Here is a 26,313-nt window from a genome sequence, read left to right as displayed (position 1 = left end):
TTGTTGTGCGCGCATCGTGCCCAGCAACTGCCTTGCCGTCCAGACTTTGCAGCGTGCCGAACCGATATCGGGGAACGCGTTGCAATTCTTGATAACTGAAGTCATCTTTATAGTTGACTTGCAAAGTCATGTTTCATAGTCAACCGGCATTGGCCGCCTGGCACCTGCCTTGGATGGCGGCCGCTGCATTGGAGGCGGATGTTGGCCGGAGCTGGGACAGGCTTTCATGTCGACGCCGTGCGCTTTGCCGTCGGCGGACGCACGCTGCTCGGTCCGGTCTCGCTCGATCTGCACCGTCCGCGCGTCTACGGCCTTGTCGGCCACAACGGCTCGGGCAAGTCCACCCTGCCAGCCGATCGGATATGTGCAATGATGAAGCGAGGACGAGCCTTGTCCCGAAACGGTCTTTTCGCGGCGCTGGCCGCGTCCCTCATTCTTTCGGCCGGCCTCGCCAGGGCGCAGGAACAGCCGGCGGCACCCACCGTGCAGGCGCCCCTCGGGCTGGCTCCGGCAGCACAAGCACCCGTCGCTCCGGTCCCGCAAATGCCGGCGGCGCCGGCGCCCGCCACGCCGGTGGAACCGGGCATCCAGCCGGCCCCGAACAGCGCCACAGGCGAAGAGCGCTCCATCTCGCTGGCACTGCCGCATGACCTTTCGCCCTGGGGCATGTTCATGAATGCCGACATCGTCGTGAAGGCGGTGATGGTCGGGCTGGCCTTCGCTTCCCTGGTCACCTGGACCATCTGGCTCGCCAAGTCGCTGGAGGTGTTCGGCGGCAAGCTGAGGGCCCGTCGCGCCGCCGCCGCGATCGGCAACGCCGCGACGCTGATGCAAGCCGGCCGCGCGCTTGGCCACAGCGGCGGCCCGGCCGCGCTTCTGGTGCGGGCGGCGGAAGAAGAAAGGGCGCTTTCGGCCGGCGCGCTCGACCATGCCTCCGGCGATGGTCTGAAGGAACGCGTCGCCTCCAGGCTTGCGCGCATCGAGGCGGCGGCGGCCCGGCGCATGTCGCGCGGCACCGGCCTGCTCGCCACCATCGGTTCGACGGCGCCCTTCGTGGGCCTGTTCGGCACCGTCTGGGGCATCATGAACGCCTTCATCGGCATCTCGCGGGCGCAGACCACCAATCTGGCGGTCGTGGCGCCCGGCATCGCCGAGGCGCTGCTTGCGACCGCCATGGGCCTTGTCGCGGCCATTCCGGCGGTCGTCATCTACAACGTCTTCGCGCGTTCGATAGCCGGCTACAGGCAGATCCTGGCCGACGCCTCAGCCGGCGTCGAGCGGCTGGTGAGCCGCGACCTCGATTTCCGCAGAGTGCCGCCGGCAACCGCCATGGCGGCGGAGTAACGGCGATGGCGGCGCGGATTCGCGAGACTGCCGGCGACGATCTCGAGGAAAGCCACTACATCAACGTCACGCCATTCATCGACGTCATCCTGGTGCTGTTGATCATCTTCATGGTCGCGGCGCCGCTCGCCACCGTCGACGTCAATGTCGACCTGCCCGGATCGACGGCAACGCCGGCGCCGCGACCCGAGACACCGCTGTTCTTGACTTTGAAAACCGATCTCACGCTGGCGATCGGCAATGACAGCGTGCCCCGTCCGGCCTTTGCCGGCGTGCTCGACAGCCGCACCAAGGGCGACAAGCAGACACGCATCTTCCTGCGCGCCGACAAGACGGTCGGCTATGGCGACCTGATGGAAGTCATGAACCTGCTGCGCCGCGCCGGCTATCTCAAGGTCGCGCTGGTCGGCCTCGAAACAGCTGACGACGCCGGCGGGCGGGCCGTGCCCGAAATGCCCGCGGCCGGCGCGAACCTCGTCCCGGCGCCCGGCGGAAACTCGGCGCCATGACGGTTGCCGCCCGCTCCCGGATTTCCCAGCCGCGCTTCGGCGCGCCTGGGGCCGGCCTGTGGACGAGCGCCGCCGCGATCATTCTGGCCGCGCATGTGGCGGTCGCCTATGCGGTGCAGAACCTGAGTTTCGCCGAGATGCAGGATGGCGGTCCGCCGCCGGCGCTGGCGGTCGAGATGGCACCGCTCGTCATCGCGCCCGCCGTGCCGGAAGAGGCGGCGATGCTGGACATGGTGACACCGGAGCCGCCCGATGCGGCGGACACGGAAAAGCCTGTCGGCGTAAAACCGGCAACCGACCCGGTGCCGGCTGTGGAACAGGCCGAGCCCGTGGCCGAACAGCCATCCGATGCCGACGATACGCAAGAAGCCGAGCGGGCCGCGCCGGCAACAATTGCTGCTCTGAGCGAGCAGAAGCCGCTGGGCGGGGTCGTGCCGGACCCTGTCGAGGCTATCACCCCGGACGTCGTCATTCCGCCGCCGCAACCGAAACCCGTGGAAGCGCAGGTGAAGGTGCAAAAGCCGGCCGAACCCAGGAAGAAGGCCGACAAGAAACCGGTCGGAAAACCGAAGGAACGGGTCAGGAAGGAAAAGGCGCTCTCACCCAAGGCGACGACCACCGCCAGCATCGACGCCAAGGCGGCGGCGAAGGCGGCCGCGCCACTGTCCTCGAATGCGCCGCGCTCGAGCGTCAGCCCGTCGCGCTGGAATTCCAGCCTGGCGGCATGGATCAGGCGGCACACCCGCTATCCGAGCGCGGCGCGCTCCAGGCGTGCCGAGGGCACGCCGAGCGTGACCTTCACGGTCGACACCTCCGGCAGGGTGGTCTCGGCCCGACTGGCGCGATCCTCGGGCGACGGCGATCTCGACCGCGCGGCCCTCGGCGCCTTGCAGGGCGCCTCGGTGCCGGCGCCGCCGGCGGAGCTCGGCGCGCGCGTCACCCGCACCGCGCCCTTCGTGTTCAGCCTGCGGGACTAGATGGCCGTTCAACTTTCAGGCTTGACTGACGGGCGGTACGGAATAGGGTAGCCCGCGAAAATACCGGCTTTGGTCGCCGGGCGGCAAGAATGCCTCGTATGCCTCGCCCATCCGGCGCTGGCTGCGGGGCTTTTTCATTTTTGGGGCCTTGCTTGAAACGACGTATCGAGATCGGCATCCTCTATTCCCGGTCAGGCAGCTACCAGCTCGTCTCTGACGCCTGCCGGCTGGGGGCGATGCGGGCGATCGCCGACATCAACGCCGATCGCGCGCAAGGCATCGAGCTCGTCCCGGTCGAGCGCGATCCGCAAAGCAATGCCGACCGCTACGCGACGCTCTGCGAAGACATCTTCCGCACCAGCAGCGCCCGCCATGTCGTCGGCTGCATCACCTCCTGGAGCCGCAAGGAGACGATTCCCGTGCTGGAGAAGGCGGGCGGCATGCTCTGGTACGCCTGCCCGTATGAAGGCTTCGAGGCCAACGAGCATGTCGTCTACATGCATGCCTGCCCGAACCAGCATCTGGTGCCGCTGATGGCTCATGTCGCGCCGCGTTTCGGCGCCAACGGCTTCCTGCTCGGCTCGAACTACATATGGGGCTGGGAGATGAACCGCGTCGCGCGCGACCTGATCGCCGACGCCGGCGGCAAGGTGCTCGGCGAGCGCTATCTGCGCATCGGCGAGACCGACGTTTCGCGCCTGATCGACGAAATCCGCGTCACGCGGCCGAATTTCATCCTCAACAACCTGATCGGCACCTCGTCCTATGCTTTCCTCGCCGCCTATCGCGACCTGGGACGAGAGGATGCGGCCTTCAGGCCTGGCGTCTGCCCGGTGATTTCGTGCAATCTCACCGAGGGCGAGCTGCCGGCGATCGGCGAAACGGGCAAGGGCCATCTGTCGGCCGGACCCTATTTCGCGCCGCGCCCGGCTGCCTTCGCCTCGTCCTTCGAAGCCTCCGCCTATGCCTCGGTGCAGGTGATGGCGGACGTGCTTGCCGGCAACCCCGACGCCGGCCCGGCGGAATTCTCGAAAGCTTTCGCCGAGCGCCGCTTCTCGACCCGCCTCGGGCCGATCGCCATCGATCCGCACACCCAGCATGCGACCCTGCCGGTGATCATCGGGCGTATTGCCGACGGCTTCTTCGAGGTGGTCAGCCGCGAGGAAGAGGTGGCGCCCGATCCCTATCTTTCGCGCTACGATCCAGCCAAGGTCTTCGGCCGTCCGCGGCTCAGGGTGGTGTCGTGAGCCGCGCCGCGCGCATCCCCAATCTCGGCGGCGCCAAGGCGTTCGTGCTGCATCGTCCGCACACCACGGTGCAGGCGATCACCAGGCAGTTGTCGGCGATCGGCCTCGCGGCGGTCGAGTGCTGGCCGCATCTGCCGGCGGAGTCGCTCGCGGCGGATTTCGTGTTCTTCGACGCCGACCTCGGCTTCGACGAGCAGTTCCCGTGGAAGCCCGGCGAGGCGCCGATGCCGCTGGTGGCGCTGATCGGCTCGGAGGCGCCGGGCCGCATCGAATGGGCGCTGTCGCACAAGGCCGATGCGCAATTGCTGAAACCTGTCGGCACCGCTGGCGTCTACAGCGCGCTGCTCATCGCCCGGCAGAGTTTCGAGGCGCGCAGGCAGCTTGCCGGCGAGATCGCGTCGCTGCGCCAGCGCGTCGGCGAGCGCCAGACCATCGTGCGCGCGGTCGCGGCTTTGTCGAAAGGCAGCGACGACGACCGCGCCTACGCGCAGCTCAGATCGCTGGCGATGAACTGGCAGATCAGCGTCGAGGAAGCCGCCCGGCGCATCGTGGCGATGACGGAAGCGGAGGGCGGCGATGACCAATCCCATCGCGCCTGACCTTGCGGCGGGCCGGATGCCGGCAAAGCCGCGCGCTGGCGTCTGGCGCCGGCTGGTCAGGCGGCCGCTGGCGCTGCTCGGGCTGTTCATTATCGCCATCGTGCTTGCGGGCGCCATCCTCGCGCCATGGCTGACCGGCTACGATCCCAACGAGCAGATGTTCGACGGCCTGACGCTCGAAGGCTCGCCTTTGCCGCCGAACGCCAAGTTCTGGCTGGGCACCGACCTGCTCGGCCGCGACCTGTTGACCCGCATCCTGTTCGGCGCCCGCACCTCGCTGATCATCGGCGTCGTCGCCAACGGCGTGGCGCTTCTGATCGGCACGCTGGTCGGCGTCACGGCGGGCTATTTCCGGGACTGGATCGGCAGCGCGCTGATGCGCTTCACCGACCTGATGATGGCCTTTCCCGCGCTGCTTTTAGCCATCTGCCTGGCGGCGGTGTTCGAGCCGAGCCTCTGGATCGTCGCCATGGTGATCGCGCTGGTCAACTGGGTGCAGACCGCGCGCGTCATCTACACCGAAACCTCGTCGCTCTCCGAACGCGAGTTCATCGATGCCGAGCGCACGATAGGGGCGAGCGCGCCGCGTATTCTGATCCGCCACATCCTGCCGCATCTCCTGCCGACCATCATCGTCTGGGGCACGCTCGGCATCTCGACCACGGTGCTGCTCGAAGCCACGCTCAGCTATCTCGGCATCGGCGTGCAGCCGCCAACGGCGTCATGGGGCAACATCATCTTCGAGAACCAGACCTATTTCCAGGCGGCGCCCTGGCTGGTGTTCTTCCCGGGCGCCGCGATCCTGGCGCTCGCGCTGGCCTTCAACCTGATCGGCGACGCGCTGCGCGACATCCTCGACCCGACGCAGAGAGGGCGGGAATAATGGGGGGCCGGTCATGATCGCCTATCTCGGCCGCCGGCTCATCCAGTCGCTGCTCATCCTGCTCGGCGTCTCGCTGATCACCTTCGCGCTGCTCTATCTTTTGCCGGCCGATCCGGTGCGCCAGATCGCCGGGCGCAGCGCCACCCCCGAAACGGTGGAGAACATCCGACGCCAGCTCGGGCTCGACCAGCCCTTCATCGTCCAGTACTGGCACTATCTCACGAGGCTCGTCAGTGGCGATCTCGGCCGCTCCTACATCCAGCGCTCGGAAGTCACCGAACTCATCGTCTCGCGGCTGCCGGCCAGCCTGCTGCTGATGGTCGGCGCCATCCTGAGCGAGCTGGCCATCGGCCTCACCATGGGGCTGATCGCCGCCGTCAGGCGCGGCACCGCCACCGACCAGACCTTGATGGTCGCCTCCTTCGTCGGCGTCTCGGCGCCGCAATTCGTCGTCGGTCTGCTCCTGCTCTACGTCTTCGCCGTCAGGCTCGGCTGGTTCCCGATCGGCGGCTACGGCAGCTGGCGCCACCTCGTGCTGCCGTCGCTGACCATGGGCATACTCGGCGCCGGCTGGTACGCGCGCATGATGCGCTCGTCGATGATCGACGTGCTGCGCCAGGACTATATGCGAACCGCCCGCGCCAAGGGACTGGCGCGCGGCGCCATCCTGTTCCGTCACGCGCTGCCCAACGCCATCCTGCCGGTCGTCGCCATGATCGGCATCGACGTGGGCATCTTCATGGGCGGCATCGTGGTGGTCGAAAGCGTGTTCGGCTGGCCCGGCATCGGCCAGTTGGCCTGGCAGGCCATCCAGCGTGTCGACATCCCGATCATCATGGGCGTCACCCTGGTCTCGGCCTTCGCCATCGTGCTCGGCAACCTTCTCGCCGACATCATCGCCCCCTTCATCGACCCCCGGATTAAACTCAGATGAAAATGAAAACCGAACAGAGAAAGGGAACATAAAAATGAAAAAGTTTCTCGCATCCACCGTCGCGGCATCGGCGCTTGTGCTGATGCTCGGCATGGCAAGCGCGCGCGCCGAGGACGCGGTCGACCCGAACATCAAGCAGGGCGGCGCCATCACCATCACCTACAAGGACGATGTCGCGACCCTCGACCCGGCGATCGGCTATGACTGGCAGAACTGGTCGATGATCAAGAGCCTGTTCGACGGGCTGATGGACTATGAGCCGGGCACGACCAAGCTCAAGCCCGATCTCGCCGAAAGCTACGAGATCTCGCCCGACGGCAAGACCTTCACCTTCAAGCTGCGCCATGGCGTGAAGTTCCACAACGGCCGCGAGATGACCGCCGACGACGTCAAATATTCGCTCGACCGCGTCACCAACCCGAAGACGCAGAGCCCGGGCGCCGGCTTTTTCGGCTCGATCAACGGCTATGACGATGTCGCCGCCGGCAAGGCGGAAGGCCTCTCCGGCGTCACCGTGGTCGACCCCTACACGATCAAGTTCGAGCTGACCCGGCCGGACGCCACCTTCCTGCATGTCATGGCGATCAACTTCTCGCATGTCGTGCCGAAGGAGGAGGTCGAGAAGTACGGCGCCGATTTCGGCAAGCATCCGGTCGGCACCGGCGCCTTCAAGCTCGCCGAATGGACGCTCGGCCAGCGCATCGTCTTCGAGCGCAATCCCGATTATTGGCACAAGGGCCTGCCGCATCTCGACAAGATCACCTTCGAGATCGGCCAGGAGCCGATCGTGGCGCTGCTGCGCCTGCAGAAGGGCGAGATCGACGTGCCCGGCGACGGCATTCCGCCGGCCAAGTTCCAGGAGGTGATGAACGATCCGGAGCAGAAGGCGCGCGTCGTGGTGGGCGGACAGCTGCACACCGGCTACGTCACCATGAACACCACCATGGCGCCCTTCGATAATGTCAAGGTGCGCCAGGCCGTCAACATGGCGATCAACAAGGGCCGCATCGTCCAGATGATCAACAATCGCGCGGTGCCGGCCAACCAGCCGCTGCCGCCCTCGATGCCCGGCTACGACAAGGCGTTCAAGGGCTATGCCTATGACGTCGCCAAGGCCAAGGCCCTGCTTGCCGAAGCCGGCCACCCCGACGGCTTCGAGACGCAGCTCTTCGCCATGAACACCGATCCCAATCCGCGCATCGCCCAGGCGATCCAGCAGGATCTGGCGGCCATCGGCATCAAGGCCAGCATCCAGTCGCTGGCCCAGGCCAATGTGATCGCCGCCGGCGGCGACAAGGCCGGCGCGCCGATGATCTGGTCGGGCGGCATGGCCTGGATCGCCGACTTCCCGGATCCCTCCAATTTCTACGGCCCGATCCTCGGTTGCGCCGGCGCTGTGCCGGGCGGCTGGAACTGGTCGTGGTATTGCAACAAGGACCTCGACGCCAAGGCGGCCGAGGCGGATTCCGTCGTCGACCCGGCCAGGTCCGACGAACGCGAGAAGATGTGGAGCGCGATCTATGACAAGATCATGGAGGACGCGCCCTGGGCGCCTGTCTTCAACGAGCAGCGCTTCACGCTGAAATCAGCCCGCATGGGCGGCGCCGACAATCTCTATGTCGACCCGGTCCATATCCCGATCAACTACGACAATGTGTATGTGAAAGATGTGCAGTAACTGCGACTACACCATCCACGGACGCCATCACCATTTCGGCTGGGACAATTCCTTCGCCCCGGCCGAACGGGTGGCGCCCGGTTCGACGCTCGAGTTCCAGTGCCTCGATGCGGCGGGCGGCCAGCTCCAGGCCGACAGCACGGTCGCCGACGTGGCCCGGCTCGACTTCTCCAAGGTCAATCCGGTGACCGGGCCGATCTTCGTCGAGGGGGCCGAGCCCGGCGATGCGCTGAAGGTGACGATCGAGATGTTTAAACCGTCCGGCTTCGGCTGGACGGCGAACATCCCGGGCTTCGGCCTGCTCGCCGACGACTTCAAGGAACCGGCGCTCAACATCTGGAAATACGACGCCACCTCGCTCGAGCCGGCGTTGTTCGGAACGAACGCCCGCGTGCCGCTGAAACCGTTCGCCGGCACCATCGGCAATGCGCTGGCCGAGACGGGCCTGCATTCGGTGGTGCCGCCGCGCCGCGTCGGCGGCAATCTCGACATCCGCGACCTTGCCGCGGGCACCATTCTCTATCTGCCGGTGGAAGTGCCCGGCGCGCTGTTCTCGGTCGGCGACACCCATGCCGCGCAAGGCGACGGCGAGGTATGCGGCACGGCGATCGAGAGCCCGATGGACGTCGTGCTGAAGCTCGACCTGGTGAAGGACGCGCGGCTGAAGACGCCGCGTTTCACCACGCCCGGCCCGGTGACGCGGCATCTCGACGCCAAGGGCTACGAGGTGACGACGGGCATCGGACCGGACCTTATGGCCGGGGCCAAGGAGGCCGTCAGCCAGATGGTCGACCTGCTGTCCGCCCGTTACAAGCTCGACCCGGTCGATGCCTACATGCTGGTCTCGGTCTGCGGCGATCTCAGGATCAGCGAGATCGTCGACATGCCGAACTGGGTGGTGTCGTTCTACTTCCCGCGCTGCGTGTTTGAATGAGCGCAGCCGTGGTCGACGAACACGCTGACGCCGTCGCAAAGGCGGCCGCGGGGCCGGTGCTCGAAATCACCGGCCTCTGCGTTGGTGTGCGCGGCGAGGACGGCGAGCGCGAAGTGGTGTCCGGCCTGTCGCTGTCGCTAAGACCCGGCGAGACGCTGTGCATCGCCGGCGAGTCCGGTTCCGGCAAGTCGATGACGGCGCTGGCGATCATGCAGCTCCTGCCGCAGCCGGCCGGCCGCATCGCTTCCGGGACGATCCGGCTCTTCGACAAGGATGGCAGTGCCATCGAACTGACGGCGCTCGACGAGCGCCGCATGCGCGGCATTCGCGGCGATCGCATCGCCATGATCTTTCAGGAGCCGATGACCTCGCTCAATCCGGTGCTGTCGATCGGCCGGCAGCTCACCGAATCGATCGAGGCGCATACCGGCCTTTCCCACGCCGAGGCGCAACGGCGCGCGGTCGAGGCGCTGAAGGCGGTTCGAATTTCCGAAGCCGAAAGCCGGCTGAAGCAGTTTCCGCACGAATTGTCGGGCGGCATGCGCCAGCGGGTGATGATCGCCATGGCGCTGGCGCTGGAACCTGACGTGCTGATCGCCGACGAGCCGACGACGGCGCTCGACGTCACGGTCCAGGGCGAGGTGCTGGAGCTGTTGCGCGACCTGCAGCGCGAGCACGGCACCAGCCTCATCCTCATCACCCACGACATGGGCGTCGTCGCCGAAATGGCCGACCGCGTCATCGTCATGCGCAACGGCCGCATGGTCGAGGAAGGCGCCACCGCCGACATTTTCGCCAGCCCGCGGGCCGCCTATACGCAAGAATTGCTGGCCGCCGTTCCGCGCATCGGCTCGGGCGCCGGTCGCCGCGTCACGGGAGGGGCAGCCGGCGCAACCGGGCAGGACAAGGTGGCGGTGGTGAACGACCTCCACGTCCGCTTCGACCTGCGCGGCGGCTTCTTCGGCCGCGTCAACCGGCGGGTACACGCCGTCGAGGGCGTTTCCTTCTCGATCGCGCCCAACGAGACGCTGGCGCTGGTCGGCGAATCCGGCTGCGGCAAGTCCACCACCGCCAAGGCGCTGGCCGGCCTCGTGCCCTATACCGGCGGCGTGACGATCGGCGGCCGCGAGCTCTCCGGGCTTGGCGGCGACGCGCGCAAGGCGGTGCGCCGCGACGTGCAGATGGTGTTCCAGGATCCTTACGCTTCGCTCGATCCGCGCATGCGCGTCGGAGATCTGGTGGCCGAGCCGCTTCTGATCCACGGCATCGGCTCACGGCAGGAACGCCAGAGCCAAGTGGCTGCCCTGTTCGAGCGGGTCGGCCTGTCGGCGGCACAGACGGAGCTCTATCCGCATGAATTTTCCGGCGGCCAGCGCCAGCGCATCTGCATCGCCCGGGCGCTGGCGCTGAGACCGAAGCTGATCATCGCCGACGAGAGCGTGTCGGCCCTCGATGTCTCGGTGCAGGCGCGCGTGCTCGATCTTTTGAAGGAGCTGCAACGCGAATTCGGCGTCGCCTATCTCTTCATCTCGCATGACATGGCAGTCGTCGAGAACATCTCGGACCGCGTCGCCGTCATGTATCTCGGCCAGATCGTCGAGATCGGCAGCCGCGACCAGGTCTTTTCCAACCCGCGCCATCCCTACACGCGGCGCCTTATCGACGCGGTGCCGGTTCCCGATCCGTCACGACGCCGGACACGCTTTTCCCGTCTCGACCGCGAAATTCCCAGTGCTACGCGGCGGATCGGCGAAAGCGTCTCAAAACTGGTGCTCAAGGACTTTGGCGACGGACATCTCGCCGCGGTCGCGGATTGACAGGCACCCGGAGCGGCGATCTGTCCGTTTCGGGAACGGCGCGAATGGTGGTAAAGCCTGAGGCAGCCACTCATCTATTTGGGAATCCAATGTCGGCCCTCACACGCCGCAAACTCCTGCAGGGCGCCGCGGCTGCCGGCGCGGCCGGTATCGGCCTCTCGGCCGCCGGCAAGTTTGCCGGCTGGGCGGCGCCGAAGCCTGAGCCGCTGGTCCTGAGGACCGCGAGCATCGAGGCGCGGCTGATGGACGGCGCGCCGACGAAGAATGTGCTGACCTACGGCGAAGCGGGCATGCCGCCGGTCGTCAGGATGAGGAAGGGCGAGCCGTTCGCCGCGCGGCTGATCAACGGCATCGACGATCCGACGACCATCCACTGGCATGGCATCCGCGTTCCCAACAAGATGGACGGCGTGCCGTTCCTGGTGCAGCCCTATGTCTATCAGGGCGACCGTTTCGACTACGCGTTTTCGCCGCCCGACGCCGGCACGTTCTGGTACCACCCGCATTGCAACACGCTGATCCAGATGGGTCACGGCCTGACCGGCGTGATCGTGGTCGAGAACCCGAAGGACCCGGTCTTCGATGTCGAGATGGTCGTCAACCTGCGCGACTGGCGGCTTGGCGACGACGGCCAGTTCATCGAGCCGTTCAGGCCGCGCGACGCGGCCAAGGCCGGCACCTTCGGCACCGTGCGCACCGCCAACTGGCTCGACCAGCCGCAATTCGATGCGCCGGCCGGCGGGTTGGTGCGACTTAGGGCGGCCATCACCGACGTCACCCGCATCTATGCCTTCCGCGTCGACGGCGCCGAGGCGACGGTCATAGCGCTCGACGGCAACCCGGTGCCGCAACGGTTCACGCCGGACGCCTTGCAGTTGGGACCCGGCCAGCGGCTGGAGCTTGCCATCCGCATGCCCGACGAGGAGGGCGCGATCGTCAGCCTGCGCGACGTGCGGGGCACCAAGCCGAAAATCCTGGCGACGCTGCGTTCGATCGGCAAATCGCTGAAGCGCGATCTGCGCGATCTCGGCCCGCTCGAAGCCAATCCGGTGGCGGAAGTGGATCTTGCCGGCGCCAAGCGGATTCCGCTGGCGCTGAGCGCCACGGCCGAAAACGTCGCGGCCGACGGCATTTGCGGCTCGCTCGGCTACAGTTTCTGGGCGATCAACAAGGTGCCGTGGCCGGGCGACACGCCTGACCCGACGGCGCCGCTCGCCGAACTGAAACTCGGCCGCAGCTACATCATCGACATGGAGAACCTCACGCCGCACGCGCACCCGATCCATTTGCACGGCCTGAGCTTCAAGGTGCTGTCGTCATCGACCAGGGCCGTCCAGCCGTTCGTTTCCGACACGTATCTCATCCAGCCCGACGAGAAGGTGCAGCTCGGCTTCGTCGCCGACAATCCCGGCGACTGGCTGCTGCATTGCCACATCATCGAGCACCAGAAGACCGGCATGACGAGCTATCTGCGGGTGGTATGAGCGCATCGGCGCGGGAAGGCGCCGGGCATTCCGCACTTATCTCGGGTTGACGCCTTTGGTCGATTGCCTAGGTAGGCAGGAGGGCGCCGGGGCGGCGTACAACTCCGACCGACAGGCATGACATCCTTGCGTATTCGAAAACTTGCCTTTGTCGCGGCAGGCATCTTCATCCTGTCGTCCTGCGTCATCCCCGACGATAGGTCGAGCATCGCGAAGATCGACGCCACCACGGCTGCCGCCCGCAAGGAGATGGTCGGTCTAAGCGAGGCCGATGTCCGCATGTGCGCCGGCTTTCCGACCGCGACGGCCGATGTGGGATCATCCGGCCAGATCTGGACCTATCAGCGCACGGTGCAACGCGGCAACCTCAGCATCGCTGTGCCCACGATGGCCGTGGGGGCGATCCCCGCGGTTGGAGGGTCGGTCAACGTCGCTCCCGGCGGCTATTGCAACACGCAGATCCGCATGATCGGCGGTCATGTCGCCGAGGTTGCCTATGCCGGCGACAACAATCTGCCGAACAGCATCGATGCGCTCTGCGTCAGCACGGTGGATGCCTGTGTGGCGTATGCGCGCCAACGCAATCACAAAGCGACGGCGGTCTCCCGATGAGTGGGATTAGGTCGGCTTGAGACTCCGCTTGCGTCAGCGTCCTCCGGGTTGAGTGGCGCCAGGCTCTTTTTCGGAGGCATCGGGCGAAACATGCCGGCCCATATGGCCGCGGGTTTCGGGCGGCGGGACATCCATCAGGTTTCTGACCTTGGCATTGTTGTGCGCCTGGATGATGGCGCGGCTGAAACGGAGCAGGGTTCCGAGCGCAGACATTGGCATGTCCTCCATTGAAATGGCTGATATGTCGGCGGCGGGTCCCGGAAAATGCGCCTGGCCTGTTTCACGGGAATGGCTCGGAAACCGGCTGATCGTTTCCAAACCTTTTGGTCTGGAAACACTTGCGCGCAAATGGCTTCGATCGCGACGGCCCTCGGCGAAAGGGCCGACGGGCTCCCTGGAACGGTCCAAAATTCGTTCGGTGCGAAGCCCGTGGTCCGGCAGGATTCAGTCGGGCGCCGGAAGCATGTATGCTTAACGATACTGATTCTTCCGATTATTTAGGCTGGTCGATGTGAGAAAAATCGTCGCCGCACTCACCGTAGCTGTCGTTCTTGTCGTCGGGCTGCTTTTCGTTTTGCCCGCGCTTGTTTCAACCGACTGGGTTCGTGCCGAACTGAGCCGGCAACTGTCATCCGCGACCGGAATGACCATTCGGCTGGACGGACCTGTCAGACTGTCGCTGCTGCCCAGGCTGGCGGTGGTCGCGGACGACATCTCGCTCTCGACCGGCACGGGCGACATCGCGATATCCGCTCCACGGTTCTCGACGTCGATAACGCTGTCGTCGCTATGGTCGAAAAAGCTTGAGATACAGTCTGTCGCGCTGGCGGATCCGACAATCGCGCTCAAGGCTTCGGCGAATGCGGCATCACCCGCGGAACCGAAGGATGTTCAGGCCGATCCGTTCGCGGCTGTTGTCGGCACACTCGAGCGGCTGGCCATCAACCAAGTGACGATAACGAACGGCACCATTGCCTCAGGCGGGTCGACCGGCAATGCCGCCAAGGTGACGGCAATCGACGCCGATCTGAGGGTTCCGGACCTCGACCGGGAGGTCTCGTTTTCATTGGCCGGTACCAGCGGCGGCCGCCGCGTCGAAATGAGCGGGAGCCTTTCCGCCTTGAGGCCTATCCTGAAACGGCTGCCGGCCCAAATCGCCATCGAGGCGCGGCTGGACCCGGCACCGGTTGCCAAATTCTCTTCACTGCAGGCCAGTGGAGAGATCCAGCTCAACGGGAACGGCAGTTATCAGATCAGGGGCGGAAAGTTCGAGATCGGCGACCAGAGCTTCCAGATGGACGCGCTCTTTCAGCCCGGCGCGCGGCACCACTTCTTCGCCGACCTGGCGGCAAAGCGCGTCGATATCGACTTCTTGAGCGATATCGGCAAGGGCGGTTCGAGCGGGAGCAAGGCTTCGGCCGGCTCCGGCGAGCCCGACCTCGCCATGCTGTCGGCTTTCGACGCGGACATCAGCGTTGCAGTCGATGAACTGGTCAGCGGCAAGATACGCGCTTCCGACGCCCAGCTCGCCGCGACGCTGCGTGACGGGCATCTCGAGGCAAAGCTGGGACACTTAGGCCTGGATGCCGGAAACCTCACAGCGACAGCCTCGACGAATTTCGGTGAAACACCGCCGACCGTACAGGGCAATATTGCGAGTTCAGGGCTGGACATCGGCTCTATAGCGAAGCTTGCCGGACAATCCGTGCCGTTGTCCGGCAAGCTGACCGCCGACATGGGGTTCGCTTTTCGCGGCCTTTCCGCCGAGCGCATACGCAGCAGCGCCAATCTGCAGGGAACGATTGGGATCAGGCAAGGCAAGCTTCCGCTTGCCGCGCTTGCCGAAGCCGGGGCGGCGGGCGACATTACCGGGCTCGACCTTGACGCGAAGGTTCGCGATGTCGGCAAGCCGGTCGATGTGACGGGCAAGCTCGTCTGGCGGGGGCAGCCCGTGGCGTTCAAGTCCCAGGTCGCGCCCGCGTCCTTTCTGGCCGGCGGCTCCGTTGCCGACGCGTCCGGCCCGATCAGCCTTTCGGTTTCCTCCAAATACCTCGAAGGCAGCATAAGCGGCGCTGTCGGGGTTGGCGGCACGTTCAAGGGTCAGGTCTCCGCCACCTCGCCCTCGGTCGACAAGCTGATGCAATGGTTGGGGCAAGGCGCTTCCCGCAGTCTGCAGGACTTTGCCTTCAAGGGCGATGTCGATGCCGGCCCGGAGCAATTCTCCTTCCGGAAGGCCACCATCGCTCTGAACGGCGTCAAGGCGTCGGGACAGGGCTCGGTGAAACTGGGAGAGCCTCTCGCAATCCGGACGTCGCTCGATTTCGCGACGCTTGACTTTGCGGCGCTCGCCGGCAGCGGCGGAGCCACCGCCGGCGGCAAGCAGAAGCCGGGCGCGGCAACCGACGCGCCGATCGATCTCTCTTTCCTCAAGGGACTCGATGCCAAGGTGGATATCCAGGCCGACAAGCTCGGCTATGGAAAGGTCTTTGCCGGACCGGTGGCGACCAGCCTGACGGTGGCGGATGGGAAGGCTCACCTGAACGTGCCGCAAAGCCCCTTCTACGGCGGCACGATCGCCGCGGACATGACGGCCGACGGCTCCCAGGACGCCGCTTCCTTGGACCTGAACACTGCGATCGCCGGCGCAGCCGCGGCGCCCTTGCTCCGTGACGCGGCTGGTTTCGACCGCATCGAAGGCACGCTCAATGCGACGGTCGCGGTCTCAGGCGCGGGAAAGACCACCAAATCGCTTGCCCGATCCCTCGGCGGCAAGGCGGCGGCAAAATTCAGCGACGGCGCCTTCCGCGGCATTGACATAGCGGAGGTCTACAACAATCTGGTCGGGCTGCTCGCCGGCGGCTTCAAGCAGGATCCGACCAAGAAAACGACGTTCACCGAGCTCGGCGCCTCTTTTGTAATCGAGAACGGCGTCGCGCAGACGACGGACATCAGCCTGCTGGGTCCGCTGGTGCGAATGGACGGCTCGGGCAGGATAGACCTCGCCGACCAGACGCTCGACATCCGCCTCAACCCCCGCGTCGTCGCTTCGCTTGCCGGACAGGGAGGCGACGTCGCCGTGAACGGCATCGGGGTGCCGGTCGTGGTCCAAGGCCCGCTGTTCGCGCCCCGGGCCTATCCGGACCTGAGCGCATTGGCCAACGACCCGCAGGGCGCGCTGGACATGTTGAGCCGCCTTGGACTGCCAACCGGAAAACTGAAGCTCGACAAGCTAATCCCGGGCCAAATCGGCTCGAACGGCGACGGCAAGGGAGCGGCTGATCTGATCGGCGATCTTCTGCGCAACGCCGCGCCCCGGCCCAAAACCCCGTCCCCCGCTCCGGAAGCACCCGTTGCGCCCGACAACGGCAATACGGAAAACGCGACGCCGCCGCCGGCGAGTTCGGATACCGGTGGCAAGACCGAAGCCGAGACCGCCGCGCCGGCGGCCCAACCCACCCCGGTTGACGCGCAAGCCGCCCCTCTTTCGCCCGAAGCTCCAAAGAAAGGGGAAATAGACACGCTTCTCGATCAGCTGGCCAACTAGCGTTATCCTTATAGGGTGGCCCCCGCGCGGAATGGTGCGAAAGACGGTGGCCGCCCTCGTGACCTCAAGCTTGAAGGCGACCTTCGGCCATGCCGGCGCGATCCATCATCTAACGCTCATATGTGCGGCCGAAAATCAAAGTGATCCCGGCCGCCGCAAATCGCCCCCAATCAGGACGTTCTTCCGGGCTTGATCTGGAGAGATTGGAGAGGCCGATGAAATTATCCGTTCTTGCCCTTGCCGGGACCATGCTGGCGGTGATGCCTGCGGTCCAGGCGGCTCCGATGATTGGCGTGCCGGCCAGAAATGGCCTGCTACAGGAGGCGCGTGTCACATGCGCTTATCTGACCGAGGATGGTTATTGTGTGCGGCCGCACAAGAAACACAAATACTGGAGGCGTCACCACTACGACCGGCCCGCTTACCGCACCTATGAGCCCCAGCCGCCGGACGAGTATTACTGGCGCTATCAGCGTCCGCGGCCGATTATCCGGGTTGTCCCAAACTACCCGCCGCAGGACGAAGACAATTGGGATGATTGGGACGATTGAGGCCCCTCAGGCCGTAGCCAAGCGGCCTGCCTGCTGCTTCGCCCGCAGTGGCCGGCATTCGGCGCCCAGGCTGCGCCTTTGCCGGCCCGTCCACGAAGAGCGGGAAGCTGCGGCTCCTACCGCTTCAGCGCGATGCTGATGCCGCTGAGATCGGCGTTGACCTGCAGGCCGACCTGCCTGCCGGTGAGCTCGAGCTGGGCGCCCTTGTCGTTGGTCATGACGATCACCTGGGCGCCTCTGCCGAGCGCGCCGCCGCCGCCGGCCGCGCCGTAGACGCCCGTCACATCGCTGGCCCGCCGGATGTGGCGCACCCTGCCCTGAAAATAGGTCTTGGACGCGCCGAAGGCGAGGCCGCCCGAGACGCCGCCGATCGAGATCGGATAGCGTTTGCCATGGAAGGTCAACGTGCCTTCGCCGCCGGAGCCGCCGATGAAGAAGGCCGCCTTGTAGACGGAGAAGCGGATCGTGCCGCTGTCGGCATGCGCGGCGCTGGCAATGCTCACGCCGGCGGCGGCGATTGCCGCGACCGCGACGGAACGGAACCTGGACGAAATCTGCATGGTGGGAACTCCTCAAAGCATCGCCGCTTTACCCAGCCGGCCGGGGCATGTCAGCTTCAAAAGTATAGCTGAACCGTCTTGCCCCGCTATTGGTTCCAAGCACGCGGCCCGAAATCCGGCGGTCACAAAATGCTGAGTAAGGAGGAGGCGAAAGCCGACGAGACGCAAATGCTTGCGCTGGCTGGTGGAGCTGAGGGGGATCGAACCCCTGACCTCATCATTGCGAACGATGCGCTCTCCCAGCTGAGCTACAGCCCCGTTCCAGCGGATGGGCTTGTATCGGTCGCGGCCGTTTGATGTCAAGGCGAAAGACCGGGCCGGTCACAAGCGCAGTGGCGGGCGGGCCTTGCCCGCTCGCCAAGCCCGCGGGCCTTGCCCGCACGCCAAGCAATGGCTACATGTCGGCGACAATTTGGAGACCGGCATGATCGCCCTTATTCAGACAATCGTCATGGCGCTTGATATCTACTGGTGGATCATCATTGCCTCGGCGATCTTTTCGTGGCTCTACGCCTTCAACGTCGTCAATTCGCGCAACCAGTTCGTCGGTTCCGTCGGCAACATGCTCTACCGGCTGACCGAGCCGGCCTTGCGCCCGATCCGCCGCTTCATGCCCGATCTTGGCGGCATCGATATTTCGCCGATTATCCTGCTTCTGATCCTTTTCTTCATCCGGCAGTTCCTGGTCACCACCGTCTGGTCCTGGGTCGTGGCCGGCGGCTGATGAGCACGCCGTTCCGGCTGCGCGAGAACGGCATCGACCTTTACGTGCGGCTGACGCCGAAGGCGGCCCTCGACCGGATCGACGGCGTCGAGACCGCCGCCGACGGACGCAGTCATCTCAAGGCGCGCGTGCGCGCCGTGCCGGAGAACGGCGCCGCCAATCAAGCGCTGGAACGGATGCTGGCCAAGGCGCTGGGTGTTCCGGCGTCGGGCGTTTCGGTGGTTGCCGGCGGCACCTCGCGGCTGAAGACGCTGCGGATAGTGGGTGAACCGATCGCGTTAGCGGAGAGCGTTAAGGCTCTTTCGGGATAATCCAGGTTTGAGTTGATGCAGCCTGTTGGTTCTCAATCCCCCAGCGGCAGCTTCGGATCGTCCACCTTCAGCGTGTTCACGCTCTGCTTGATGCGGCGCAAGTTCTCCAGCACTTTCGGTCCGCGCGATTCCGCGACCGTGGTGGCGATCATGTCGAGGATCGCCAAAAGCGCGTAGCGCGACGAGGTCGGCTTGTAGATGTTGCCGTCCTCGACCGACTGCAGAAGGATGACCGTGTCGGCGGCTTTTGCCAGCGCGGAGTCCGGCGCGGTGATGGCGACGGTGGCGGCGCCATATTGCTGCGCCACCTCGACCGCCTCGATCACCGAGCGCGCATAGCCCGACACCGAGAAGGCGACCAGCGTCGTCTCGGGCGTCGCCACCGCGGCATACATGCGCTGCAACTGGCCGTCGATCTGGGCGAGCGCCGAAAGCCCAAGCCGGAACAGCCGGTTCTGCATCTCGGTCGCCATCATCGAGGAAATGCCGCCCGAGCCGATGCACAGCACGTTGCCGGAAGCGGCGATGCGGGCGGCGACATCCATCAGCGTCGTCATGTCGAGGTTTTCGCTGGCGCGCTGGATGGCGGCGATCGCCGCCTCGGTTATCGCCGAGGCGATGCGCTGCTCGCGCGCGTCGCGGCTGAGCGGCTCCGGCGACAGATACTGGCCGCCGATGGCGATCGCCTGCGCCAGGTAGAACTTGAAATCGCGCAGGCCCTCGCAGCCGAGATTGCGGCAGAAGCGGGTGACGGTCGGCTCGCTGACCCCGACGCGCGCGGCGATCTCCGAGATCGCGGCCTTGGAGGCGAAATCGAGGTCGGAAAGCACCAGCCCGGCTAGCCGGCGATCCGACTTGGTGCCGTCCTGCGACATCAGTTGCAGGCGGGTGATGATGTCGGCCGGGGTCTTCATGTCATCATCTCAGAGCGGCAGGCCCGTCGCCTTGTCGAAGAGGTGGATGTTGCGCGGGTCGACGCTCACCGGCAGCCGGTCGCCCGGCTTTACCTGCAGCCGGTCGCGGAACACCGCACGCACCGTGTCGTCGCCGACCGAGCCATAGACATGGGTTTCCGACCCGGTCGGCTCGACGACATCGACCTTGATGGCGATGGCATCGTCGCCGGCGCCAACCACGAAATGCTCGGGCCTGATGCCGGCCTCGACCGTGTCGCCGCCGGAAGCTGCCTCGCCCGAGAGCGCCAGGCGGCCGCCGCTCGTCGTTTCAAACCAGGACTTGGCTCCGGCCGTCTTCAGCGCGCCGGAGACGAAGCTCATCGAGGGCGAGCCGATGAAGCCGGCGACGAATTTGTTGGCCGGCCTGTCGTAGAGCTCCAGCGGCTGGCCGACCTGCTGGATGCGGCCGCGATCCATCACCACGATGCGGTCGGCCATGGTCATCGCCTCGATCTGGTCGTGGGTGACGTAGACGATGGTCGATTTCAGCCGCTGGTGCAGCGCCTTGATCTCGGTGCGCATCTGCACGCGCAATTGCGCGTCAAGATTGGAAAGCGGCTCGTCGAAGAGGAAGACCGAAGGCTCGCGCACGATGGCGCGGCCCATGGCGACGCGCTGGCGCTGGCCGCCCGACAATTGCCTTGGATAGCGGTCGAGATAGGAGAAGAGGTTGAGCACGCCCGACGCCTTCTTGACCTTGTCGTCGATCGCGGCGCGGTTCTCGCCGCGGATTTTTGGGCCGAAACCGATATTTTCCGCAGCCTTCAGATGCGGGAACAGCGCGTAGGACTGGAACACCATGGCGATGTTGCGCTTCTGCGGCGGCAGCTCGTTGGCGCGCGTGCCGCCGATGACGAGATCGCCGGAGGTGATCGCCTCCAGCCCCGCCAGCATGCGCAGCAGGGTGGACTTGCCACAGCCGGACGGGCCAACCAGCACGACGAACTCGCCGGTCCGGATGTCGAGGTTGATGTCCTCGAGGATTTTGTGCTGGCCGAAGGATTTCGACAGGTTGCGGAACTGGACGTCGGTCATGGTCACGCTCCCAATATGTCGTCGATGAAGGGCAGGTAGCCGGCCGTCAGTCCGGCGTCCACGGGCACCACGGCACCTGTTATGCCGGAAGCGCGCTCGGAGGCAAGGAAAGCGACGGCCTCCGCCACTTCCCGTGCGTTGACGATGCGGCCGAGCGGATAGAGCCGCTGCAGCCGGCCGAGGATCTCGGGGTCCTTGGCCAGGCGATGGTCCCAGGCGGCGGTGCGGATCGACCCCGGGCACACGACATTGGCCCGCAACCCGGCACGGCCGAGCTCGACGGCGACCGATTTGGCATAGGCGTTGATGCCGGCCTTGGCCGCGGCATAGGCCGGATTGCCGAAATGCGCGATGGCGTTGACCGAGGAGATGAAGACGACGCTGCCCGAACCGCGCCCGGCCATCACCTTGATCAGCGGATCGGCGAAAGTCATCACGCCGGTCAAATTGAGGTCGAGCTCCTGCTCGATTTTGTCCGACGTCAGCGCCTTCAAGGTCTCGGCGCGCGTCCAGCCGGCATTGTTGATCAGGATGTCGGGAACGCCGTCCTTGTCGAGCAGCGCGGGGATCGCCGCTTCGATCGAGGCCCGGTCGAGCAGGTTGAAGACATGGCGCGACGCGATATGCGGGCTGGCCAGCGCTTCCGTCGACTGGTCGCAGCCGACGATTCGCGCGCCGCGCTCCGCCATGAGATCGACGATCGCCGAACCGAGGCCGCCGCCGGCGCCGGTGACGACAATTGTCTTGCCTTCGAACTCGGCTTTCGAACCCACGTTGCGCATTCCTCCACCCTCATTTTAAGCCCGCAGGCTATCCAGGCAAATGTAATTAAGCAACATGATAATCCGCTTGCATGGCGCAGAATGATGGATAATGTAGGAAAGTAACATAAATCCTGCGCTCATAAGGGCCAGGCGCCAACGTGCATCAATGGGAGAAATCAGATGAGCCTTGCGAAATGGACTGTCGGCCTGTTGGCCGGAATGAGCATGCTGGCTTTTGCAGCACCTGCCGGTGCCGGCGAGGTGCGCGTCACCGTCGCCGAATACAGCGCCAAGACCGGCCCTTATTTCGAGGAAGTGAAGAAGGAATTCGAGGCGGCCAATCCGGGCATCACCATCAAGTATGAAGTGGTGCCGTGGGATGTGCTGCTGCAGAAGCTCACCACCGACATCACCGCCGGCACCAATGCCGACCTTTCGATCATCGGCACGCGCTGGCTGATCGACTTCGTCCAGCAGGATGTCGCCGAGCCGCTCGACGGCTACATCAAGCCCGAGTTCAAGGACCGCTTCATCGACACCTTCCTGCAGCCCTCGATCATGGACGGCAAGACCTACGGCCTGCCGATCGCGGCTTCCGCGCGCGCCATGTATTACAACAAGGAGCTGTTCGAGAAAGCCGGTATCGCCAAGCCGCCGGCAACCTGGGCCGAGTTGCAGGAAGATGCCCGCAAGATCAAGGCTCAAGGCGCTTTCGGCTTCGGCCTGCAGGGCAAGGAGATCGAGACAGACGTCTATTACTACTATGCGATGTGGTCGCAGGGCACCGAGATCCTCAACAAGGACGGCACGTCCGGCCTGAGCACACCCGGCGCGCTGGAAGCCGCCAAGCTCTACAAGTCGATGATCGACGAGGGCCTGACGGAGCCAGGCGTGACCTCCAACAATCGCGAGGACGTGCAGAACCTGTTCAAGCAGGGCAAGGTCGGCATGATGATCACCGCGCCGTTCCTGTCCAACCAGATCAAGGAAGAAGCGCCGAGCCTGAAATACGGCGTCGCCGCCATTCCGGCCGGTCCGACCGGCGCGCGCGGCACCTATGGCGTCACCGATAGCATCATCATGTTCAAGAATTCCAAGAACAAGGACGAGGCCTGGAAGCTGCTCGACTTCCTGTTCACCAAGGAGCAGCGCGCCAAGTTCACGCAAGGCGAGGGCTTCCTGCCGGTGAACAAGGAAGAGGCGAAGATGGACTATTACGTCAACAACGCCGACCTCGCCGCGTTTACCGCGCTTCTGCCCGACGCCCGCTTCGCGCCGGTCATCCCGGGCTGGGAAGAGATCGCCCAGATCACCTCGGACGCCATGCAGAAGATCTATCTCGGCGGCGACCCCGAGGCCGGCCTGAAGGACGCGGCGGCCAAGGCCGACGCCGTGCTGAAGAAGAAATAAGGGCGTATCTCCCTGCGCCCCGTGGCGCGCTCCACCCCGTCGGAGCGCGCCACACCTCCCCGGCAAGTCATATTCACTGCAACACGGTGCCATCCAGCCGATGCAAAGCCGGATCCTGCCCTATCTGCTGACGCTCCCCAGCCTGCTCTTGGCGGCGGTGGTGATCTTCTGGCCGGTCTGGGACCTGCTGCAGATCTCGACGCATGACGTCAACCGCTTCGGCCAGTTGCGCGAGTTCAGCGGTTTCGCCAACTTCGCCGAGTTGTTCGCCGATCCGGATTTCGTCGCGGCGCTCTGGCGCACCGGGCTGTGGACCGTGCTGGTGGTCGGCGGCGCGCTGCTTCTGTCGATCCCGGTGGCGATGATCCTCAACATGGATTTTTATGGCCGCGGCCTTGCCCGTGTCATCATCATGCTGCCCTGGGCGGTGTCGCTGACCATGACCGCGGTGGTCTGGCGCTGGGCGCTCAGCGGCGAGAGCGGCATGTTGAACTCGGCGCTGATGAAGCTCGGCCTGATCAGCCAGAACATCCAGTGGCTGGCGAGCGCCGAGACCGCCTTCCCGATGCAGGTGCTGATCGGCATATTGGTGACGGTACCCTTCACCACCACGATCTTCCTCGGCGGCCTGTCCTCGATCCCCGACGATCTCTATGAGGCCGCGGCACTCGAGGGCGCCACGCCTTTCCAGCAGTTCCGCGAGATCACGTTTCCGCTCTTGAAACCCTTCATCAACATCGCGACCGTGCTCAACACCATCTACGTGTTCAACTCCTTCCCGATCATCTGGGTGATGACTCAAGGGGGGCCGGCGAACTCGACCGACATATTGGTCACGCATCTCTACAAGCTCGCCTTCCGCATCGGTAAGCTGGGCGAAGCCTCGGCGGTGTCGCTGGTGATGTTCGCGATCCTGCTCGTCTTCACCATGATCTATGTGCGGCTTGCCATGCGGGAGCAGCGCGCATGACCAGCAAGCTGAAACGCACCATCATCGCCTGGCTGCTGCTTTTGCCATTGATCGTGGTGACGATCTTTCCCTTCGCCGTGATGTTCCTCACCGCTGTCAAGCCGCGCACGGAGGTGCTCACCCCCACTTGGTGGCCGAGCGAATTCCGCTGGTCGAATTTCGCAGACATGTGGGTGGCGACCGGCTTCGGCCAGGCCCTCATCAACTCGCTCTATGTCTCGGCGCTGGCGACCATCGGTGCCATTCTGATCTCGGTGCCAGCGGCCTATGCGATGTCGCGCTTTCGTTTTGCCGGCTATGGCGCGTTCCGCCAGTTCCTTTTGATTTCGCAGATGATCTCGCCGATCGTGCTGGTGCTCGGCCTGTTCCGGCTGATGGCCGCTTGGGGCCTGGTCGAATCGACCACCGCGCTCGGCTTCATCTACATGGCCTTCAACGTCGCCTTCACGGTGTGGATGCTGCAGAGCTATTTCGACACCATTCCGCGCGACCTCGAGGAAGCCGCCTGGATGGAAGGCGCCGGCCGCTGGCTGACCTTGCGCAAGGTCTTCCTGCCGCTCTGCCTGCCGGCGATCGCCGTGACGGCGATCTTCACCTTCATCAACGCCTGGAACGAGTTCGTCGTCGCGCTCACCATGCTGCGCAGCCAGGAAAGCTACACGCTGCCGATCCAGGTTTTCTCGCTGGTCGCCGGCCGCTATACGATCGAGTGGCACCATGTCATGGCGGCCACGCTGCTGGCGACACTGCCGGTGGCGATCCTCTTCATCTGGCTGCAGCGCTATCTGGTCCGCGGACTGGCGCTCGGCGCCGTCAAATAGCCGATATTCCGCTACGGAGCGTTCATGCGCATCTTCACCGCCTCGCTGGCGACGGAAACCAACACCTTCTCGCCGGTGCCGACCGACCGGGCCTCGTTCGAGATGGCCTTCTATGCCGGTCCGGGCAAGCACCCGGAGACGCCGACGCTCTGCTCCTCGCCGATCGTGGCTTTGCGCAAACGCGCGGCCAAGGAAGGATTGACGGTCATCGAAGGCACCGCCACCTGGGCGGAGCCCGGCGGCCTCGTGCAGCGGCAGACCTATGAGGCGCTGCGCGACGAGATCCTCGATCAGCTCAAGGCCGCGCTGCCGGTCGATGCGGTGATCCTCGGCCTGCATGGCGCCATGGTCGCGCAAGGCTATGACGACTGCGAAGGCGACCTGCTGGAACGCGTGCGGGCCATCGTCGGCCCAAAGGTGGTGATCGCCTCCGAGTTCGATCCGCATAGCCACCTGACGCCGAAACGCGTCGCGGCCTGCAATGTCATGGCCTATTTCCTCGAATTCCCGCACACCGATTTCTACGAGCGCGGCGAGCACGTCGTCGAGCTCGGCCTTGCCGCGGCGCGCGGCGAGATCAAGCCGGTGATCTCGACCTTCGACTGCCGCATGATCCAGGTGCTGCCGACCAGCCGCGAGCCAATGCGCTCCTTCGTCGACAGGATCAAGGCGCTGCATGGCAAGAACGGCGTGCTGTCGGTCTCGATCATCCACGGCTTCATGGCGGCCGACGTGCCGGAAATGGGCACCCGCATCCTGGTCGTCACCGACAACGACAAGGAAAAGGGCGATGCTTTGGCGGAAACCCTCGGGCGCGAGCTCTACGCCTTGCGCGAAAAGACGGCGATGACGATGCTTTCCGCCTCGGCAGGCATAGAGCAGGCGCTGGCTGTGCGGGCCGAGCGCGAGGACAAGCCGGTCGTGATCGCCGACATCTGGGACAATCCGGGCGGCGGCGTGCCGGGCGACGGCACCATCGTGCTGCGCGAGCTGCTTTCGCGCGGAATCGACAAGGTCGGCGTGGCGACGATCTGGGATCCGATCGCGGTCACCTTCTGCCACGCGGCCGGCGAAGGCGCCGTCATCGACCTGCGCTTCGGCGGCAAGGCCGGTCCTCAGGCCGGCGAGCCGATCGACGCCCGCGTCACGGTGCTGAAGACCACCAATGAGGGCTGGCAAAGCTTCGGCCCGAGCCGGGTGACGCTGGGGCCATCGGCGGTGGTGCGCATCGAAGGCACCGAGGTCGAAATCATCTTGAACACCAACCGCACCCAGACCTTCGAGCCGGACATCTTCTCCAACATCGGCATCGATCCGCTGGCGAAAGACATCCTGCTGATCAAGTCGACCAACCATTTCTATGCCGGCTTCGCGCCGATCGCCGCCGAGATCATCTACGTAGCGGCACCGAGTTCCTATCCGAGCAACCCGGCGAAGACGGATTACAGGAAGCTGACGAGGCCGGTCTGGCCGAGGGTGGCGGATCCGTGGAAACTGCCAATCTCCCCCCTTGTGGGAGAGATGCCCGGCAAGCCAGAGGGGGGCGCTGTCCCGCCGACCCGCCCTTCGTCATTCTAGGGCGGAGCAAGGAGCGAAGCGACGCGCGCAGACCCTAGAATCCATGCCGTGACATTAGCCGTAGAATGCTG

The 26,313-nt window shown here is 65.3% G+C and carries 25 protein-coding genes and 1 tRNA gene; 20 read left to right on the top strand and 6 right to left on the bottom strand.

Annotated elements, in window-relative coordinates; all coding sequences use genetic code 11:
• Nucleotides 1–390 precede the first annotated feature (390 nt).
• From exbB to FJ957_RS15260, 12 genes are all read left to right on the top strand, one after another.
• Nucleotides 391–1,344 carry a tonB-system energizer ExbB gene (gene exbB, locus FJ957_RS15315; RefSeq protein ID WP_140833101.1) on the top strand — a complete coding sequence of 318 codons (954 nt, stop codon included), beginning with the start codon at nucleotides 391–393 and terminating at the stop codon, nucleotides 1,342–1,344.
• A gap of 5 nt (nucleotides 1,345–1,349) precedes the next feature.
• Nucleotides 1,350–1,853, top strand: coding sequence for a TonB system transport protein ExbD (exbD, locus tag FJ957_RS15310; RefSeq protein ID WP_140832693.1), 504 nt, complete (start codon nucleotides 1,350–1,352; stop codon nucleotides 1,851–1,853).
• Nucleotides 1,850–2,830: a TonB family protein gene (locus FJ957_RS15305; protein WP_140832691.1), complete on the top strand. Its 981-nt coding sequence runs from the start codon at nucleotides 1,850–1,852 to the stop codon at nucleotides 2,828–2,830. The genes exbD and FJ957_RS15305 overlap by 4 nt, the downstream gene beginning before the upstream one ends.
• Nucleotides 2,831–2,982: 152 nt before the next feature.
• Nucleotides 2,983–4,077, top strand: a complete 1,095-nt coding sequence (locus FJ957_RS15300) for a transporter substrate-binding protein (RefSeq protein ID WP_140832689.1) — start codon at nucleotides 2,983–2,985, stop codon at nucleotides 4,075–4,077.
• A complete protein-coding gene (locus tag FJ957_RS15295; protein ID WP_140832688.1) occupies nucleotides 4,074–4,676 on the top strand; it encodes an ANTAR domain-containing protein in 603 nt (200 codons plus the stop codon). Before FJ957_RS15300 ends, FJ957_RS15295 begins: the two co-directional genes overlap by 4 nt.
• Nucleotides 4,654–5,559: an ABC transporter permease gene (locus FJ957_RS15290; protein ID WP_140832686.1), complete on the top strand. Its 906-nt coding sequence runs from the start codon at nucleotides 4,654–4,656 to the stop codon at nucleotides 5,557–5,559. Before FJ957_RS15295 ends, FJ957_RS15290 begins: the two co-directional genes overlap by 23 nt.
• A gap of 13 nt (nucleotides 5,560–5,572) precedes the next feature.
• On the top strand, nucleotides 5,573–6,493 hold the full coding sequence (locus tag FJ957_RS15285; RefSeq protein ID WP_140832684.1) for an ABC transporter permease: 921 nt from the start codon (nucleotides 5,573–5,575) through the stop codon (nucleotides 6,491–6,493).
• A 34-nt stretch (nucleotides 6,494–6,527) separates the two neighbouring features.
• Nucleotides 6,528–8,171 (top strand): ABC transporter substrate-binding protein, encoded by a 1,644-nt coding sequence (locus FJ957_RS15280; RefSeq protein ID WP_140832682.1) that lies wholly within the window; start codon nucleotides 6,528–6,530, stop codon nucleotides 8,169–8,171.
• A complete protein-coding gene (locus tag FJ957_RS15275; RefSeq protein WP_140832680.1) occupies nucleotides 8,161–9,105 on the top strand; it encodes an acetamidase/formamidase family protein in 945 nt (314 codons plus the stop codon). The genes FJ957_RS15280 and FJ957_RS15275 overlap by 11 nt, the downstream gene beginning before the upstream one ends.
• Entirely contained in the window at nucleotides 9,102–10,922 is a 1,821-nt protein-coding gene (locus FJ957_RS15270) for an ABC transporter ATP-binding protein (protein ID WP_140832678.1), read from the top strand. The genes FJ957_RS15275 and FJ957_RS15270 overlap by 4 nt, the downstream gene beginning before the upstream one ends.
• A gap of 89 nt (nucleotides 10,923–11,011) precedes the next feature.
• A complete protein-coding gene (locus FJ957_RS15265) occupies nucleotides 11,012–12,406 on the top strand; it encodes a multicopper oxidase family protein (RefSeq protein ID WP_140832676.1) in 1,395 nt (464 codons plus the stop codon).
• A gap of 117 nt (nucleotides 12,407–12,523) precedes the next feature.
• A complete protein-coding gene (locus FJ957_RS15260; protein ID WP_140832675.1) occupies nucleotides 12,524–13,018 on the top strand; it encodes a hypothetical protein in 495 nt (164 codons plus the stop codon).
• Between the two features lie 33 nt (nucleotides 13,019–13,051).
• Here the strand turns inward: FJ957_RS15260 and FJ957_RS15255 are convergent, their stop codons facing one another.
• The gene (locus FJ957_RS15255) at nucleotides 13,052–13,336 is read right to left on the bottom strand and encodes a hypothetical protein (protein ID WP_140832672.1); all 285 of its coding nucleotides are present in this window, start codon (nucleotides 13,334–13,336) and stop codon (nucleotides 13,052–13,054) included.
• 193 nt (nucleotides 13,337–13,529) lie between these two features.
• Between FJ957_RS15255 and FJ957_RS15250 the strand changes: the two genes are divergently transcribed.
• The gene (locus FJ957_RS15250) at nucleotides 13,530–16,562 is read left to right on the top strand and encodes an AsmA family protein (protein ID WP_181180576.1); all 3,033 of its coding nucleotides are present in this window, start codon (nucleotides 13,530–13,532) and stop codon (nucleotides 16,560–16,562) included.
• Between the two features lie 215 nt (nucleotides 16,563–16,777).
• Nucleotides 16,778–17,113: a hypothetical protein gene (locus FJ957_RS15245; protein ID WP_140832668.1), complete on the top strand. Its 336-nt coding sequence runs from the start codon at nucleotides 16,778–16,780 to the stop codon at nucleotides 17,111–17,113.
• 116 nt (nucleotides 17,114–17,229) lie between these two features.
• Here FJ957_RS15245 and FJ957_RS15240 read toward each other — a convergent pair whose 3' ends face one another.
• Together FJ957_RS15240 and FJ957_RS15235 are read right to left on the bottom strand one after the other, a co-directional pair.
• Nucleotides 17,230–17,673, bottom strand: a complete 444-nt coding sequence (locus FJ957_RS15240) for a hypothetical protein (protein ID WP_128257963.1) — start codon at nucleotides 17,671–17,673, stop codon at nucleotides 17,230–17,232.
• 182 nt (nucleotides 17,674–17,855) lie between these two features.
• Nucleotides 17,856–17,931, bottom strand: a tRNA-Ala gene (locus FJ957_RS15235).
• 166 nt (nucleotides 17,932–18,097) lie between these two features.
• Between FJ957_RS15235 and FJ957_RS15230 the strand changes: the two genes are divergently transcribed.
• Together FJ957_RS15230 and FJ957_RS15225 are read left to right on the top strand one after the other, a co-directional pair.
• A complete protein-coding gene (locus FJ957_RS15230; protein ID WP_042645595.1) occupies nucleotides 18,098–18,397 on the top strand; it encodes a YggT family protein in 300 nt (99 codons plus the stop codon).
• Nucleotides 18,397–18,708 (top strand): DUF167 family protein, encoded by a 312-nt coding sequence (locus FJ957_RS15225; RefSeq protein WP_140832666.1) that lies wholly within the window; start codon nucleotides 18,397–18,399, stop codon nucleotides 18,706–18,708. Before FJ957_RS15230 ends, FJ957_RS15225 begins: the two co-directional genes overlap by 1 nt.
• Before the next feature lie 32 nt (nucleotides 18,709–18,740).
• Here FJ957_RS15225 and FJ957_RS15220 read toward each other — a convergent pair whose 3' ends face one another.
• Genes FJ957_RS15220 through FJ957_RS15210 form a run of 3 tightly spaced genes read right to left on the bottom strand, consistent with a single transcriptional unit; the run spans nucleotide 18,741 to nucleotide 21,481 of the window.
• Nucleotides 18,741–19,622, bottom strand: coding sequence for a MurR/RpiR family transcriptional regulator (locus tag FJ957_RS15220; RefSeq protein WP_140832664.1), 882 nt, complete (start codon nucleotides 19,620–19,622; stop codon nucleotides 18,741–18,743).
• A gap of 9 nt (nucleotides 19,623–19,631) precedes the next feature.
• Nucleotides 19,632–20,699, bottom strand: coding sequence for a sn-glycerol-3-phosphate ABC transporter ATP-binding protein UgpC (gene ugpC, locus FJ957_RS15215; RefSeq protein WP_140710917.1), 1,068 nt, complete (start codon nucleotides 20,697–20,699; stop codon nucleotides 19,632–19,634).
• Nucleotides 20,700–20,701: 2 nt separating this feature from the next.
• The gene (locus tag FJ957_RS15210; RefSeq protein WP_140832662.1) at nucleotides 20,702–21,481 is read right to left on the bottom strand and encodes an SDR family oxidoreductase; all 780 of its coding nucleotides are present in this window, start codon (nucleotides 21,479–21,481) and stop codon (nucleotides 20,702–20,704) included.
• A 162-nt stretch (nucleotides 21,482–21,643) separates the two neighbouring features.
• On the opposite strand from FJ957_RS15210, the gene FJ957_RS15205 reads away from it, so the two are divergent.
• The 4 genes from FJ957_RS15205 (at nucleotide 21,644) to FJ957_RS15190 (ending at nucleotide 26,242) form a co-directional block, all read left to right on the top strand.
• A complete protein-coding gene (locus tag FJ957_RS15205) occupies nucleotides 21,644–22,873 on the top strand; it encodes a sugar ABC transporter substrate-binding protein (protein ID WP_140832660.1) in 1,230 nt (409 codons plus the stop codon).
• A 100-nt stretch (nucleotides 22,874–22,973) separates the two neighbouring features.
• Nucleotides 22,974–23,843 carry a sugar ABC transporter permease gene (locus FJ957_RS15200; RefSeq protein ID WP_140832658.1) on the top strand — a complete coding sequence of 290 codons (870 nt, stop codon included), beginning with the start codon at nucleotides 22,974–22,976 and terminating at the stop codon, nucleotides 23,841–23,843.
• The gene (locus FJ957_RS15195) at nucleotides 23,840–24,664 is read left to right on the top strand and encodes a carbohydrate ABC transporter permease (protein WP_140832656.1); all 825 of its coding nucleotides are present in this window, start codon (nucleotides 23,840–23,842) and stop codon (nucleotides 24,662–24,664) included. The genes FJ957_RS15200 and FJ957_RS15195 overlap by 4 nt, the downstream gene beginning before the upstream one ends.
• A 24-nt stretch (nucleotides 24,665–24,688) precedes the next feature.
• The gene (locus FJ957_RS15190; RefSeq protein ID WP_140832654.1) at nucleotides 24,689–26,242 is read left to right on the top strand and encodes a M81 family metallopeptidase; all 1,554 of its coding nucleotides are present in this window, start codon (nucleotides 24,689–24,691) and stop codon (nucleotides 26,240–26,242) included.
• Nucleotides 26,243–26,313: the final 71 nt, after the last annotated feature.

The sequence above is a fragment of the Mesorhizobium sp. B2-4-6 genome, assembly GCF_006442775.1.
In the GTDB taxonomy this organism is placed as follows: Bacteria; Pseudomonadota; Alphaproteobacteria; order Rhizobiales; family Rhizobiaceae; genus Mesorhizobium.
This window is presented reverse-complemented; position numbering and strand designations above follow the sequence as displayed.

Coding starts and splice junctions, on each gene's coding strand:
- ugpC (WP_140710917.1), bottom strand. CDS start 20,699: ATGACCGACGTCCAGTTCCGCAACCTGTCGAAATCCTTCGGCCAGCAC.
- FJ957_RS15205 (WP_140832660.1), top strand. CDS start 21,644: ATGAGCCTTGCGAAATGGACTGTCGGCCTGTTGGCCGGAATGAGCATG.
- FJ957_RS15210 (WP_140832662.1), bottom strand. CDS start 21,481: ATGCGCAACGTGGGTTCGAAAGCCGAGTTCGAAGGCAAGACAATTGTC.
- FJ957_RS15240 (WP_128257963.1), bottom strand. CDS start 17,673: ATGCAGATTTCGTCCAGGTTCCGTTCCGTCGCGGTCGCGGCAATCGCC.
- FJ957_RS15190 (WP_140832654.1), top strand. CDS start 24,689: ATGCGCATCTTCACCGCCTCGCTGGCGACGGAAACCAACACCTTCTCG.
- FJ957_RS15245 (WP_140832668.1), top strand. CDS start 16,778: ATGAAATTATCCGTTCTTGCCCTTGCCGGGACCATGCTGGCGGTGATG.
- FJ957_RS15305 (WP_140832691.1), top strand. CDS start 1,850: ATGACGGTTGCCGCCCGCTCCCGGATTTCCCAGCCGCGCTTCGGCGCG.
- FJ957_RS15200 (WP_140832658.1), top strand. CDS start 22,974: ATGCAAAGCCGGATCCTGCCCTATCTGCTGACGCTCCCCAGCCTGCTC.
- FJ957_RS15230 (WP_042645595.1), top strand. CDS start 18,098: ATGATCGCCCTTATTCAGACAATCGTCATGGCGCTTGATATCTACTGG.
- FJ957_RS15285 (WP_140832684.1), top strand. CDS start 5,573: ATGATCGCCTATCTCGGCCGCCGGCTCATCCAGTCGCTGCTCATCCTG.
- FJ957_RS15275 (WP_140832680.1), top strand. CDS start 8,161: ATGTGCAGTAACTGCGACTACACCATCCACGGACGCCATCACCATTTC.
- FJ957_RS15260 (WP_140832675.1), top strand. CDS start 12,524: ATGACATCCTTGCGTATTCGAAAACTTGCCTTTGTCGCGGCAGGCATC.
- FJ957_RS15265 (WP_140832676.1), top strand. CDS start 11,012: ATGTCGGCCCTCACACGCCGCAAACTCCTGCAGGGCGCCGCGGCTGCC.
- FJ957_RS15270 (WP_140832678.1), top strand. CDS start 9,102: ATGAGCGCAGCCGTGGTCGACGAACACGCTGACGCCGTCGCAAAGGCG.
- exbD (WP_140832693.1), top strand. CDS start 1,350: ATGGCGGCGCGGATTCGCGAGACTGCCGGCGACGATCTCGAGGAAAGC.
- FJ957_RS15290 (WP_140832686.1), top strand. CDS start 4,654: ATGACCAATCCCATCGCGCCTGACCTTGCGGCGGGCCGGATGCCGGCA.
- FJ957_RS15220 (WP_140832664.1), bottom strand. CDS start 19,622: ATGAAGACCCCGGCCGACATCATCACCCGCCTGCAACTGATGTCGCAG.
- FJ957_RS15225 (WP_140832666.1), top strand. CDS start 18,397: ATGAGCACGCCGTTCCGGCTGCGCGAGAACGGCATCGACCTTTACGTG.
- FJ957_RS15280 (WP_140832682.1), top strand. CDS start 6,528: ATGAAAAAGTTTCTCGCATCCACCGTCGCGGCATCGGCGCTTGTGCTG.
- FJ957_RS15195 (WP_140832656.1), top strand. CDS start 23,840: ATGACCAGCAAGCTGAAACGCACCATCATCGCCTGGCTGCTGCTTTTG.